This is a genomic window from Stutzerimonas stutzeri (assembly GCF_000590475.1).
Classification (GTDB): Bacteria; Pseudomonadota; Gammaproteobacteria; order Pseudomonadales; family Pseudomonadaceae; genus Stutzerimonas; species Stutzerimonas stutzeri_D.
In genome coordinates, this window is the sequence record NZ_CP007441.1 from 2,826,911 (window position 1) to 2,841,317 (window position 14,407).

Consider the following 14,407-nt stretch of genomic DNA (forward strand, 5'->3'; position numbering starts at 1 on the left):
TTAGCTTTGGCTTCAGCTTAAAAGCTTTCGGCTTCCAACCCACCAAGGAACTCCCCATGCCCCTGACCCTTTCCTTCGGCGAAGCCACCGCAACCGGCCCACGTGAGGAAAATCAGGACGCGCTGCGGATCGTCACGCCAATGCCAGGGCTCGCCGCAAGCAAGGGCGCGCTGTTTGCGATTGCCGACGGCGTCAGCCAGTGCGCCGATGGGGCCCTGGCGGCACGGGCGACCCTGCAAGCATTGGCGACCGACTACTACGCCACGCCCGAAACCTGGACCGTCGCGCAATCATTGGACCGGCTACTAGTGGCGCACAACCGCTGGCTCCAGGCCAATGGTGGCGGGCAGCCGCTGCTAACCACACTCACGGCGCTGGTGCTGCGCGGCCGGCGCTTCACCCTCGCCCATGTCGGCGACTGTCGCGCCTATCGCTGGCTCGACGGCGAGCTGCAGCGGCTCAGCGAAGACCATGTCTGGGAACAGCCGAACATGCAGCACGTGCTCAAACGTGCCATGGGCCTGGACCAGCATCTGGTGGTGGACTACCTCGACGGCGAGCTGCGCCTCGGCGAAAGCTTCCTGCTGCTCAGCGATGGCGTCTGGGCCAGCATTACCGAAGGCGACATTCAAAACATCCTGCGTGCCGAGCCCGATCTGCCCAACGCCGCCCGTGCGTTGGTCCACCTCGCGCATCAGACCGGCAGCCAGGACAATGCCAGCGCGCTACTGCTGCGGGTCGACGAACTGCCGGAAGCGGCATTGGCCGACTCGCTCGCCCAACTGGCGGATTGGCCGTTACCGCCCAAGTTGCGCCCCGGACAGATATTCGAAGGCTGGACCGTTGAAGCGCTGCTGGCCGAGTCGCGCCAATCACTGGTCTACCGCGTGCGGGACCAATCAGATCAACCCTGGCTGCTGAAAACATTGCCGGCCTGCCGCGACGATGAACCTGAAGCCGGCCCGGCCCTGCTGCAAGAGGAGTGGTTTCTGCGCCGCGTCGCCGGCCGCCATTTTCCCGAGACCCACGGCCTGCCGCAGCGCCAACACCTGTATTACGTGCAGCGTGAATACAGTGGCCAGACCCTCGCCCAGCAATTTCGCCAGCAGGGGCCGATGGCGCTGACCGATTGCCTGCAGCTGGCCCCACGCCTGATCCGCGCACTGGGCATGCTCCACCGGCGCAACATTCTGCACCGCGATATCAAGCCCGAGAATCTTCATCTGGACGATGACGGCGAGTTGCGCCTGCTGGATTTCGGCCTCGCCTACTGCCCGGGCCTGTCCCGAGATTTGCCGCATCATCTTCCGGGTACGCCAAGCTACATCGCGCCCGAAGCCTTCAGCGGCGCAGCGCCGAGCCGTGAGCAGGATCTCTACGCAGCGGGCGTCACGCTCTACTACCTGCTCAGCGGCCACTACCCCTACGGCGAGGTCGAAGCCTTTCAGCGTCCGCGTTTCGGCACACCGGTGCCAGCCAGCCGCTATCGGCCCGACCTGCCGCAGTGGTTGGATGACATGCTCAGGCGCGCCGTCGCAGCCGACCCTGCGCAGCGGTTCGAAACAGCAGAGGAATGGCTGCTGACGCTGGAACAGGGCGAGCGCTTGACCAGCAGCACACCCAGCCTACCGCTGCTGGAACGCGAGCCACTGAAAGTCTGGCGCGGCCTTGCGCTGCTGTCGCTGCTGCTGAATCTGTTGCTGCTCGTTTGGCTGGCCAAAGGCGGCTAGTTGGGCAAGCGCGATCAACGACGAACAATCAGACCTTGCCGCGCAACACGGGTCAGTTCGCGCACGCAGTCTTCGAGGCGTTCGGCGCTGGGCGCCTGGATCACGGCCAAGTCGAAGCTATCCGCAGCGAAGTGCGCCAGCGATTCATCGGCACCGGTGAACTGGACGAGAAAGGCGTGCGGCTTGCCCCAGCGCTTCGGCCAGCCGTCGAGGTAGCGCAACAGCGAGGGTTGATGGCTGCCGCCAAGGAGGATTTTGGGATTGCTGCAAGCCAGCCCACTGGTGATCGGGGCCAGGCGTAAAGGAGCGCGTTCTAGTGCATTCATCGGGAGAAGTCCCGCCTCGAGGATTCCGCTGGGCAGCGGTGGGAGGCGACACCGAACCAGCGCTTTAGCGGTATTTCGAAGCCTTCGGCTCCAGGCGCCCCGCAAGTAGCTGACTAAATCGGCGCATGGGCGAAACAATAGAAAAGCAGCACGACCGCTGTCAACGGGGAATTTTGCCATGCGGCTCGCGGACCCCCTCCTTTTTGGTGGGCTTCAGCCCACCAAAAAGACTCGCAGCAGTCCACCGACGCACCAGTACTGCGCAGCTTGCTATATAGGAGTGCAGCTGCAAGTCGCTTCGGCCCGGTTGCGTAGGCTTGGCGAAACGATAAGACAGCGCAGTATTACGTGCGCTGTGCCGGTTCGCTCCGTGCCAGGCGCCCGTCAGTGCTGGGCTGCGCGACGAAGACGTTGCGCAGTGCGGCATGCGCGCTACGGCTGACCGCGGCCAGCCGCTGAACCGCGATAAGGTTGGCACAGCCTCTGCATTGTCAGGCTTACATCAAGCCGGACCTTCAACGTGGAGGGTCAGGCTCCGAATACGGAAAACAAGGACAAAGGCGTCCTCACTGGGAGATCAGTGGGACGCCTTTTTCGTTGTTGGATATTTCAACGGCATGGCCCAACAGCATTCAGCGCGTCGGCCCGGCACGGAGAACGGCATGAAGAAACTCAAGCTTGTGATGATTGGCAACGGCATGGCTGGGGTGCGCACCCTGGAAGAGCTACTCAAGCTCGCCCCCGAGCTCTACGACATCACGGTGTTCGGTGCCGAGCCCCATCCGAATTACAACCGTATTCTGCTTTCCCCGGTACTCGCTGGCGAACAGACCTTCGAGGAAATCGTCCTCAACGATCTCAGCTGGTACGCCGAGAACAACATCGGCCTGATGCTCAATCGCAAGGTGGTCGAGATCGACCGCGCCAAGCGCCGCGTGATCGCCGAGGACGGCAGCGAAGCCGAATACGACCGGCTGCTGATTGCCACCGGCTCGAATCCATTCATTCTGCCGATACCGGGCAACCAGCTCGACGGCGTGATCGGCTACCGCGATATCGCCGATACCCAGACGATGATGGACGCCGCCAAGACCCATAAGCACGCCGTGGTCATCGGCGGTGGGTTGCTCGGGTTGGAAGCGGCCAATGGTCTAAAGCTGCGCGGCATGGAGGTCACCGTGGTGCATATCGGCGAATGGCCGATGGAGCGTCAACTCGACAAAACTGCCGGGCTCTTGCTGCAGCAGGCGCTGGAAGCGCGCGGCCTGAACTTTAAAATGAGGAAGCAGACCGCCGAACTGATTGGCAGCGAGCAGGGCCGCGTACGGGCGGTACGCTTCGCCGATGGCGAGGTGATTGACGCCGATTTAGTGGTGATGGCGGCCGGCATTCGTCCCAACAGCGAACTGGCGGAAAAAGCCGGCTTGCCCTGCAGCCGCGGCATTCTGGTCAACGACACCCTGCAGACCTATGACCCCCGCATCTACGCCGTCGGCGAATGCGCCAACCATCGCGGCACCGCCTACGGTCTGGTCGCACCGCTGTTCGAGCAGGCCAAGGTCTGCGCGAATCACTTGGCCATGCTGGGCTTCTCGCGTTACCTGGGCTCGGTGACCTCGACCAAACTCAAGGTCACCGGTATCGATCTGTTTTCCGCTGGCGACTTCCTCGGCAGTGAAGGCACGGAAACCATCACCCTGTCCGACCCCATCGGCGGCGTGTACAAGAAGCTGGTCATCAAGGACAACATCCTCGTCGGTGCCTGCCTGTACGGGGACACCGCCGACGGCGGCTGGTATTTCCGCCAAGTGCGCGAAGGTCAGGACGTCAGCGGCATCCGCGATCACTTGATGTTCGGCGAAGGCGCCATCGGCGACACTGGCCACCAGGGCCAGAACAAGGCCATGGCGATGCCCGACAGCATGGAGGTCTGCGGCTGCAACGGCGTGTGCAAAGGCACCATCGTCAAGGCGATTCAGGAGCACGGACTGTTCTCCGTCGACGATGTAAAGAAGCACACCAAGGCCGCCAGCTCCTGCGGCTCCTGCGCCGGGCTGGTGGAACAGATCCTGATGAGCACCGTCGGCGGTGCCGCGGACGTCAAACCAAAAAGCGAAAAAGCGATCTGCGGCTGCAGCGATCTCAACCATGGCCAGGTGCGCAAAGCCATCGTCGATGAGCACCTGATCAGCATCCCGGACGTGATGAGCTATCTGAACTGGCGCACACCCAACGGCTGCGCCACCTGCCGTCCGGCCCTGAATTACTACCTGATTTCCTCATGGCCCGGCGAAGCCAAGGACGACCCACAGTCGCGCTTCATCAACGAGCGCGCCCACGCCAACATCCAGAAGGACGGCACCTACTCGGTCATCCCGCGGATGTTCGGCGGCGTGACCAATGCCGCCGAGCTGCGCCGCATCGCTGACGTTGCCGACAAGTACAAGGTGCCGATGGTGAAGGTCACCGGCGGCCAGCGGATCGATCTGCTGGGCATTAAAAAGGATGATTTACCAAACGTCTGGAAGGACCTGGACATGCCCGATGGCCACGCCTACGGCAAATCCATCCGTACCGTGAAGACCTGCGTGGGCAAGGAATTCTGCCGTTTCGGCACCCAGAATTCGACCGGGCTGGGCATCGATCTGGAGAAGGCACTGTTCGGCATGTACTCGCCACACAAGGTCAAGCTGGCCGTTTCCGCCTGCCCGCGCAACTGCGCCGAGTCCGGCATCAAGGACGTCGGCATCATCGGCGTGGATTCCGGTTGGGAGCTCTACATCGGCGGCAATGGTGGCATCAAGACCGAAGCCGGCGAGTTCTTCGTCAAGGTCAAGACCGCCGAGGAAGTTGCCGAATACAGCTTCGCCTTTCTCCAGCTCTACCGTGAGGAAGGCTTCTACCTCGAGCGCACCGTGCATTACATGCAGCGCGTCGGCCTGGAATACATCAAGAAAATAGTTCTGGAAGACGAAGCCCGGCGCAAGGCGCTGTCCCAGAGGCTGATGTTCTCGCTGAGTTTCGAGGGTGACGGCTGGAAGAAGGCCATCGCCGAGCAGTCGCTGAAGAAAGAGTACGAGACGATCCAGTTGGCCCAGATTGAACCGGCCTAACCGTCATGTAGGGGCGAACGTGTTAGCCCTGGCTTGTATGAGTCAGGCGAATAAATTCGCCCCCATGGAAAAGCCGTTTGATCAACCGAATTGCAAGGAAAACAGCCATGACCTGGTTCGACATCTGCTCCCTGGACGAGATCAACCCGCTCGGCGCACGCATCGTCGCCGGGCCGAAGGGTGACATCGCGGTCTTCCGCACCGCCGACGATCAGGTGTTCGCACTGGACGACCGCTGCCCGCACAAGGGCGGCCCGCTGTCCCAGGGCATCGTCTTCGGCAAGCAGGTTGCCTGCCCGCTGCACAACTGGCAGATCAACCTCGACAGCGGCGAAGCCGTGGCGCCGGATGTGGGCTGCGCGCATCGACACGAAGCGCGGATCGAGAACGGCCGCGTGCTGCTTTCGCTGAACAACGCAACCGAGTGCGCCTGAGCGTGCCGACAACCGTAGGGTGGGCCGGGCGGCGTTCCGTTTCAGCCCACCAAGCAGAGCGAGCGGACCTCTCGCTGTAGCAAACCAAGATCCCGATCCTGAGGCCATTGCCGCACGGCAACGCTAGAGAAACGCAGGGTGAAGCAAAGCGCCGCCATGCCCACCGTGTTAACGGTGGGCTAAAGCCCACCCTACAAATGCAGCTCCTACAGCCAGCGAGCCATTCATGAACAAACAGCCAGGAGACGACGCCATGCGCCAGACAACCGCTTCGACCTGCTGCTACTGCGGGGTGGGATGCGGCGTGCTGATCGAGCACGATGGCGAGCGCATCCTCGATGTTGCCGGCGACCCGAATCATCCCGCCAATTTCGGCAAACTGTGTAGCAAGGGAGCAACGCTGCACCTGACCGGGGACCTGGACGCCCGCGCGCTCTACCCCGAATTGCGGCTGGGCAAGGGCCTGGCCCGCACTCGCTCGGATTGGGACACCGCGCTGAACCACGCGGCAAACGTGTTCGCCGAAACCATCGCCGAGCACGGCCCGGACAGCGTCGCTTTCTACATCTCCGGCCAGCTGCTGACCGAGGACTATTACGCCTTCAACAAGCTTGCCCGCGCGCTGGTCGGCACCAACAACATCGATTCAAACTCGCGGCTGTGCATGTCGTCCGCCGTGGTCGGCTACAAGCGCAGCCTCGGCGCCGACGCCCCGCCGTGCAGCTATGAGGACATCGAGCAGAGCGATTGTCTGCTCATCGTCGGCAGCAACATGGCCTATGCGCATCCGGTGCTGTTCCGTCGCCTCGAAGAAGCCAAGGCCAAGCGCCCGGAAATGAAGGTCATCGTCGTTGATCCGCGGCGCACCGACACTTGCGACCTGGCGGACCTGCACCTGGCGATCCTGCCAGGGACTGACGTTGCGCTGTTCCACGGCCTGTTGCACATCCTGCTGTGGGAAGGCTGGATCGACCGTGACTTCATCGACGCTCATACCGATGGATTCGATGAGCTGAAGAACCTTGTGCGCGACTACAACCCGTCGATGGTGGCGGGCCTGTGCGGCATAAGCGTCAACGAATTGCATACCGCCGCACGGATGATCGGCAACGCGCCCAGCTTTCTGTCCCTGTGGTGCATGGGAGTCAACCAATCCACCGCCGGCAGCGCCAAGAACAGCGCCCTGATCAACCTGCACCTGGCCACCGGTCAGATCGGCAAACCCGGCGCCGGCCCTTTCTCCCTGACCGGTCAGCCCAATGCCATGGGCGGTCGCGAAACCGGCAGCCTGTCCAACCTGCTGCCCGGCCATCGCGAAGCGGGCAACGCTGCGCATCGCGCCGAAGTGGCTGACTACTGGGGCGTGCCGACATTGCCGGAGGCGCCAGGCCTGTCCGCGATCGAGCTGTTCGAGGCCGTGCGCAGCGGCAAGGTCAAGGCATTGTGGATCGCCTGTACCAATCCCGCGCAATCCATGCCGGACCAGCAGAAGGTTCACGAAGCCCTGGCAGCCTGCCCTTTCTTAGTGGTGCAGGAAGCTTTTTTCACCACCGAAACCTGTCGCTACGCCGATGTCCTTCTGCCCGCCGCCAGTTGGGGCGAGAAGGAAGGTACCGTGACCAACTCTGAGCGTCGCGTCAGCCACGTGCGCCCCGCCATCGTCGCGCCAGGCGAGGCGCGTGCCGACTGGTCGATCACCTGCGACTTCGCTCGCCGGCTGGAAACGCTGATGCGTCCGGGCCAGGACAGCCTGTTCGCCTTCGATAAGCCGTCAGCGATTTTCGAGGAATACAAGCTCCTCACTGCGGGCCGCGACCTGGATCTGTCCGGACTCAGCCACGCACTGATCGACAGGCTTGGGCCGCAGCAGTGGCCCTTCCCCGCCGGCAGCACAGAGGGCACCACGCGTCTTTATGGCGACGGGATATTCCCCACCGACAACGGGCGCGCACGCTTTCTCGCCGAGCAGTACCAGGCACCGAAGGAGAAACGCGAAGCGCGCTTCCCGCTCACGCTGAACACCGGCCGCCTGCGTGATCACTGGCACGGCATGAGCCGCACCGGCACCGCAGCGCGGCTGTTCGGTCACGTCGAGGAGGCGCTGCTCAGCATGAGCACCGACGACATGCGCCGTCGCCGTCTACTCGACGGCCAGCTGGTCAAGGTCCGTAGCCGCCGTGGCGAACTGCTGTTGCCGGTGCAGAAGGATGACAGCCTGCGGCCCGGTCAGGCCTTCATGCCGATGCATTGGGGTGATCGTTTCCTCAAGGGCATGGGCGTGAATGTGTTGACCCTGCCCGACTTCGATCCGGTCTCCAAACAGCCGGAGCTCAAGCACGCCGGAATCGAGGTGGAAAAGGTCGAACTGCCCTGGCAGTTCTTTGCTCTGGTCGAAGGCCAGGTGCAGAAGCGCTTCGAGGCGTTGCGGCCATTATTCGAAGGCTTCGCCTATGCCAGCTTCAGCCTGACCGGGCGAGACCGACCGGCGCTGGTCATCCGCGCCGCCTGTAACGAAGCCCCGGATGCAACGCAGCTGGCTCAAATCGAACAAATGCTGGCGCTTGATGAAGGCCCAGTAGTGGCTTACGACGATCCACGGCGCGGCGTCGGCAAGCGGGTGCGCATCGAGGATGGCCGCATCGTCGCCCTCAGCCTGTCCGGCGAAACCGCCGCACGCGATTGGCTGAAGCAGCTCTGGCACGACGGCACAGCCGATCAGGCGCTGCGTCGCTGGCTGCTGGCACCGCTGAGCACACCGCCGGGTGGAGGAGCTCGTGCGGCCAGGACCCTGTGCAACTGCATGAACGTGAGCGAGGACGCGATCTGCGGGGGCATCGAAAGGGGGCTCGATCTGGATGGACTGAAGCGAGAGCTGGGCTGCGGCACCAGCTGCGGGTCTTGTGTTCCGGAAATCAAGCGGTTGCTGGCGAAGCAGCCGGCGGTGGCATGAACGGCCCACAAGTAGGGACAAATGGCGATGCATAGCGTGTCGCCAACACCATTACAGCAGCATGAGAGGAAGAAACATGAGCGCAAAAGTCTGGTTGGTTGGCGCCGGCCCTGGTGACCCGGAACTGCTGACGCTCAAGGCCGTGCGAGCCATGGGTGAGGCGCAGGTGGTATTGATCGATGATCTGGTCAATCCTGCCGTACTCGAACATTGCCCGGACGCGCGGGTGATCCCTGTGGGCAAGCGCGGCGGCTGCCGCTCGACGCCGCAGGCCTTCATTCATCGGCTGATGCTGCGCTACGCCCGGCAGGGCAAATGCGTGGTACGTCTGAAAGGCGGGGATCCGTGCATCTTCGGCCGCGGCGGCGAAGAGGCCGAATGGCTGGCCCAGCGCGGCATTGAAGTCGAAATGGTCAACGGCATTACCGCCGGGCTGGCCGGCGCCACTCAGTGCGGGATATCCCTGACCCAGCGCGGCATTGCCCGTGGCGTGACGCTGGTTACCGCGCATACGCTCGACGGCAGCAGCCCCGAGTGGCATGCGCTGGCGAAGACCGGCACGACACTGGTCGTCTACATGGGCGTGAGCAGTTTGCAGCAGGTACAGAGCGGCCTGACCGAAGGCGGCCTGCCGGCCAGCACCCCGGTGGCCATGATTGAAAACGCGTCCCTGCCACAGCAGCGCGAATGCCGCTCTACCCTCGCCGCCATGTGCGCCGACGCGGCAAGCTTCCAGCTCAAGAGCCCGGCGATTCTGGTGATCGGTGAAGTGGCAGCGACACAGAGGGCCTATGGCGATGAACAAGTGAAACAAGCCAATGGCAGTGCTGGCAGTGCGGCGTGAGGGAAGCAACCGAGTCAGCCCTGCGGGTTCGTGATCATGCTTGACCGGCCGGTCTAGAGCCTAACCCTCGTTTCAGGCCGAAATAGACCAAACAACAAAAATATTTCAATAAGTTTCATTAGAAACATGTACGTGCACTTTTTATGGGCATAGTATGTGCACCCATCACAAGGTTGCGACGCTTAGCCGCAGCTGCAATAAAGCCGTTCCTCCAAGGAGTCCGGCATGCCTGATGTCACTCTGCCCCACAACTGGGGCTTCGCGGTATTTCTTCTCGGCGTCATCGCGCTGTGCGCGTTCATGCTCGGCGCTTCCAGCTTGCTCGGCAGCAAGGCTTGGGGTCGCGCCAAGAACGAACCTTTCGAGTCCGGTATTTTGCCTACGGGCAATGCACGGCTGCGTTTTTCTGCAAAATTCTATCTGGTCGCGATGCTCTTCGTGATCTTCGACGTTGAAGCCCTATATCTCTTTGCCTGGGCTGTCTCGGTACGCGAAAGCGGCTGGGCGGGCCTCATTGAAGCTACCGTATTCATAGCAATTCTGTTGGCGGGTCTTGTCTACCTTTGGCGGGTGGGTGCGCTCGATTGGGCGCCATCCAGCCGTCGCGAGCGACAGGCGAAGCTAAAACAATGAGGCTCTTCGCATGCAATACAAACTTACCCGGATCGATCCGGATGCGGTCAATGACCGTTATCCGATCGGCCAGCAGGAGACTGTTGCCGATCCATTAGAAGACCAGGTTCATCGCAATATCTACATGGGCAAGCTGGAAGACGTGCTGAGTGACGCGGTCAACTGGGGGCGCAAGAATTCCCTCTGGCCGTACAACTTCGGCCTGTCGTGCTGCTATGTGGAGATGACCACAGCCTTCACCGCGCCTCACGACATCGCCCGCTTCGGTGCCGAAGTCATCCGTGCCTCGCCGCGCCAGGCCGACTTCATGGTCATCGCCGGTACCTGCTTCATCAAGATGGCACCCGTCATCCAGCGTCTCTACGAACAAATGCTCGAACCCAAATGGGTCATCTCTATGGGTTCGTGCGCCAACTCCGGTGGTATGTACGACATTTACTCGGTCGTTCAGGGGGTCGACAAGTTCCTCCCCGTGGACGTGTACATACCCGGCTGCCCGCCCCGCCCCGAGGCGTTCCTGCACGGTTTGCAACTGTTGCAGGAATCCATCGGCAAGGAGCGTCGCCCGCTTTCCTGGGTCGTCGGCGATCAAGGCGTCTACCGCGCCGAGATGCCGTCGCAGAAGGAACAGCGGCGCGAACAGCGTATCCAGGTCACCAACCTGCGCAGCCCCGACGACGTGTGAGCCCAGCTTTCCGCCTGGAAAGCCTCTCCACACCCAACCGTTGACCGAAAGTGACCGAGATCATGACTGCAGGCAATGCTCTGTACATCCCGCCTTACAAGGCTGACGACCAGGATATCGTGGTCGAGCTGAACACGCGCTTTGGCGCCGAAACCTTCACGTTGCAACCCAGCCTGACCGGCATGCCGGTGCTCTGGGTGCCACGCGAAAAGCTCATCGAAGTGCTGGGGTTCCTGCGCCAGCTCAGCAAGCCCTACGTGATGCTCTATGACCTGAGCGCCACTGATGAGCGCCTGCGCACTAATCGCCGTGGCCTGCCACCTGCCGATTTCAGCGTGTTCTATCACCTGATGTCCCTTGAGCGAAACAGCGACGTGATGATCAAGGTCGCGCTCAAGGAAGGTGATCTCAACCTGCCCACTACCGTCGCCATCTGGCCCAACGCCAACTGGTACGAGCGCGAAATCTGGGACATGTTCGGCATCACGTTCGAGGGCCACCCGCTCCTCACCCGTATGCTCATGCCGCCGACCTGGGAAGGTCACCCCCTGCGCAAGGATTATCCCGCGCGGGCCACCGAATTCGATCCCTATAGCCTGAACGCCGCCAAGCAGGACCTGGAGCAGGAAGCCCTGCGCTTCAAGCCCGAAGACTGGGGCATGCAGCGCCACGGCGAGCACGAGGACTATATGTTCCTCAACCTCGGCCCTAACCATCCCTCGGCGCACGGTGCCTTCCGCATCATCCTGCAACTCGACGGCGAGGAAATCCTCGATTGCGTCCCGGAGATCGGCTACCACCACCGCGGCGCGGAGAAGATGGCCGAGCGCCAGAGCTGGCATAGCTTCATCCCCTATACCGACCGCATCGATTACCTCGGTGGGGTGATGAACAACCTGCCCTACGTGTTGGCCGTGGAGAAACTGGCCGGCATCACCGTGCCGGACCGGGTCGACTTCATCCGCGTGATGATGGCCGAGTTTTTCCGCATCCAGAACCACCTGCTGTACCTGGGCACCTATATTCAGGACGTCGGCGCGATGACCCCGGTGTTCTTCACCTTCACCGACCGCCAGCGCGCCTACAAAGTCATCGAAGCCATCACCGGTTTCCGTATGCACCCGGCCTGGTATCGCATCGGTGGCGTCGCACACGACCTGCCGCGCGGCTGGGACAAGCTGGTCCGCGAATTCCTCGACTGGATGCCCAAGCGTCTCAAGGAATATGAAAAGGCGGCGCTGAAAAACAGCATTCTCGTGGGCCGCACCAAGGGTGTTGCGGCCTACAACACCAAAGAGGCGCTTGAGTGGGGCGTTACCGGTGCTGGCCTGCGCGCCACCGGCCTCGACTTCGACATCCGCAAGGCTCGCCCCTACTCCGGCTATCAACATTTCGATTTCGAAGTGCCACTGGCGGTCAACGGCGACGCCTATGACCGTTGCATGGTCAAGATGGGCGAGATGCGCGAGAGCCTGAAAATCATCGAGCAGTGCCTCAAGCACATGCCGGAAGGGCCCTACAAGGCCGACCATCCGCTGACCACGCCGCCGCCGAAAGAGCGCACGCTGCAACACATCGAAACCCTGATCACGCACTTCTTGCAGGTTTCCTGGGGCCCGGTAATGCCGGCCAACGAAAGCTTCCAGATGATCGAAGCGACCAAGGGCATCAACAGCTATTACCTGACCAGCGATGGCAGCACGATGAGCTACCGCACACGCATCCGCACGCCCAGCTTCCCGCATCTGCAGCAGATCCCCTCGGTGATCCGCGGCAGCATGATCCCGGACCTGATTGCCTACCTGGGCAGCATCGATTTCGTTATGGCCGACGTGGACCGCTGATATGAGCACTCTGATCAAGACTGACCGTTTCGTTCTCAGCGAAACCGAACGCTCGGCCATCGAGCGTGAAATGCACCATTACGAAGATCCGCGCGCCGCGTCCATCGAGGCCCTGAAGGTCGTGCAGAAAGCCCGCGGCTGGGTGCCGGACGGCGCTTGCGATGCTATCAGCGAAGTCCTTGGCATCCCGGCCAGCGATATCGAAGGGGTCGCCACTTTCTATAGCCAGATTTTCCGCGTGCCGGTGGGCCGCCACATCATCCGCGTCTGCGACAGCATGACCTGCTACATCGGCGGCCACGAGTCGATACTGGACAGCATCCGCGACCAGATCGGCATCCAGCCCGGCCAGACCACCGCCGACAACCGCTTCACGCTGATTCCGGTGTGCTGCCTGGGCAACTGCGACAAGGCCCCGGCGCTGATGATCGATGACGACACTTTCGGCGACATCCAGTCTGGCGGTGTCGCTGCTCTGCTGGAGTCCTATCAATGAGCGTCATCAAGCGACTGGCATCCATCGGCCCGGCCAACCGCATCGAGCGCAGCGAAGAAACCCATCCGTTGACTTGGCGCTTGCGCGACGACGGCGAGCCGGTATGGCTCGAAGAATATCGCCAGAAGGCCGGCTACGACGCGCTGCGCAAGGCGCTGGCCGAAATGGCCGGAGCCGATATTGTGCAGACGGTGAAGGACTCCGGACTGAAAGGCCGTGGCGGCGCCGGCTTTCCCACCGGCGTGAAGTGGGGCCTGATGCCCGCCGACGAATCATTGAACATCCGCTACCTGCTATGTAACGCAGACGAAATGGAGCCCAACACCTGGAAGGACCGCCTGCTCATGGAGCAGCTGCCGCACTTGCTGATCGAAGGCATGATCATCAGTGCCCGCGCGCTCAAGGCCTATCGCGGCTACATCTTCCTTCGCGGCGAATACGTCGATGCGGCGCGCAACCTCACACGCGCCATCGACGAAGCAAAAGCCGCCGGTCTGCTGGGCAAGAACATCCTCGGCAGCGGCTTCGATTTCGAGCTGTTCGTACACACCGGTGCCGGCCGCTATATCTGTGGCGAGGAAACCGCGCTGATCAACTCGCTGGAAGGCCGCCGCGCCAACCCGCGCGCCAAGCCACCCTTTCCCGCTGCGGTCGGCGTGTGGGGCAAGCCGACCTGCGTCAACAACGTCGAAACCCTGTGCAACGTGCCGGCGATCATCGGCAACGGCGTGGACTGGTACAAATCCCTGGCCCTCCCCGGCAGTGAAGACCATGGCAGCAAGCTGATGGGCTTCTCAGGCAAAGTGAAGAATCCCGGCATATGGGAGCTGCCCTTCGGCATCACCGCCCGTGAGCTGTTCGAGGACTACGCCGGCGGCATGAAGGACGGCTATACGCTCAAATGTTGGCAGCCCGGCGGCGCCGGCACCGGCTTTCTGCTACCCGAGCACCTGGAAGCGCAGATGTACGCCGGCGGCGTCGCCAAGTACGGCACCCGCATGGGCACTGGCCTGGCGCTGGCCGTGGACCACACCATCAGCATGGTTTCGCTGCTACGCAACATGGAAGAGTTCTTCGCCCGCGAATCCTGCGGCTGGTGTACCCCATGCCGCGACGGCCTGCCCTGGAGCGTGAAGACCCTGCGTGCGCTGGAGCGCGGCCAAGGGACCGCCCAGGACCTCGACATCCTGTTGCGACTGGTGGATTTCCTCGGCCCCGGCAAAACCTTCTGCGCTCATGCGCCGGGCGCAGTGGAGCCGCTCGGCGCCGCGATCAAGTATTTCCGACATGAGTTCGAAGCGGGCGTCGCCCAGACGGCAATCGCCCCGGCGCTGCCGGCATGAAGGGTTGCA

Annotated in this window: 11 protein-coding genes; 10 read left to right on the forward strand and 1 reads right to left on the reverse strand. The window is 62.4% G+C overall.

Going from position 1 to position 14,407, the window contains the following annotated elements; genetic code table 11:
- The first annotated feature begins 56 nt into the window (after window positions 1-56).
- Window positions 57-1,730 carry a bifunctional protein-serine/threonine kinase/phosphatase gene (locus tag CH92_RS12910; protein ID WP_025242185.1) on the forward strand — a complete coding sequence of 558 codons (1,674 nt, stop codon included), beginning with the start codon at window positions 57-59 and terminating at the stop codon, window positions 1,728-1,730.
- Window positions 1,731-1,744: 14 nt separating this feature from the next.
- Here CH92_RS12910 and CH92_RS12915 read toward each other — a convergent pair whose 3' ends face one another.
- A complete protein-coding gene (locus tag CH92_RS12915; protein WP_025242186.1) occupies window positions 1,745-2,056 on the reverse strand; it encodes a hypothetical protein in 312 nt (103 codons plus the stop codon).
- Between the two features lie 662 nt (window positions 2,057-2,718).
- Here CH92_RS12915 and nirB point away from each other — a divergent pair.
- From nirB to nuoF, 9 genes are all read left to right on the forward strand, one after another.
- A complete protein-coding gene (gene nirB / locus CH92_RS12920) occupies window positions 2,719-5,169 on the forward strand; it encodes a nitrite reductase large subunit NirB (RefSeq protein ID WP_025242187.1) in 2,451 nt (816 codons plus the stop codon).
- A gap of 107 nt (window positions 5,170-5,276) precedes the next feature.
- The gene (gene nirD, locus CH92_RS12925; protein ID WP_025242188.1) at window positions 5,277-5,603 is read left to right on the forward strand and encodes a nitrite reductase small subunit NirD; all 327 of its coding nucleotides are present in this window, start codon (window positions 5,277-5,279) and stop codon (window positions 5,601-5,603) included.
- Window positions 5,604-5,856: 253 nt separating this feature from the next.
- Window positions 5,857-8,553, forward strand: coding sequence for a nitrate reductase (locus tag CH92_RS12930; RefSeq protein WP_025242189.1), 2,697 nt, complete (start codon window positions 5,857-5,859; stop codon window positions 8,551-8,553).
- A gap of 76 nt (window positions 8,554-8,629) precedes the next feature.
- Window positions 8,630-9,397 carry a uroporphyrinogen-III C-methyltransferase gene (cobA, locus tag CH92_RS12935; protein WP_025242190.1) on the forward strand — a complete coding sequence of 256 codons (768 nt, stop codon included), beginning with the start codon at window positions 8,630-8,632 and terminating at the stop codon, window positions 9,395-9,397.
- Between the two features lie 225 nt (window positions 9,398-9,622).
- Window positions 9,623-10,030, forward strand: coding sequence for an NADH-quinone oxidoreductase subunit A (locus CH92_RS12940; RefSeq protein WP_025242191.1), 408 nt, complete (start codon window positions 9,623-9,625; stop codon window positions 10,028-10,030).
- Between the two features lie 10 nt (window positions 10,031-10,040).
- Window positions 10,041-10,715: a NuoB/complex I 20 kDa subunit family protein gene (locus CH92_RS12945; RefSeq protein WP_025242192.1), complete on the forward strand. Its 675-nt coding sequence runs from the start codon at window positions 10,041-10,043 to the stop codon at window positions 10,713-10,715.
- A gap of 62 nt (window positions 10,716-10,777) precedes the next feature.
- Entirely contained in the window at window positions 10,778-12,559 is a 1,782-nt protein-coding gene (nuoC, locus tag CH92_RS12950; protein ID WP_025242193.1) for an NADH-quinone oxidoreductase subunit C/D, read from the forward strand.
- Between the two features lies 1 nt (window position 12,560).
- Window positions 12,561-13,055, forward strand: coding sequence for an NADH-quinone oxidoreductase subunit NuoE (nuoE, locus tag CH92_RS12955; RefSeq protein WP_025242194.1), 495 nt, complete (start codon window positions 12,561-12,563; stop codon window positions 13,053-13,055).
- A 5-nt stretch (window positions 13,056-13,060) separates the two neighbouring features.
- Window positions 13,061-14,398, forward strand: a complete 1,338-nt coding sequence (gene nuoF, locus CH92_RS12960; RefSeq protein WP_025242195.1) for an NADH-quinone oxidoreductase subunit NuoF — start codon at window positions 13,061-13,063, stop codon at window positions 14,396-14,398.
- Window positions 14,399-14,407: the final 9 nt, after the last annotated feature.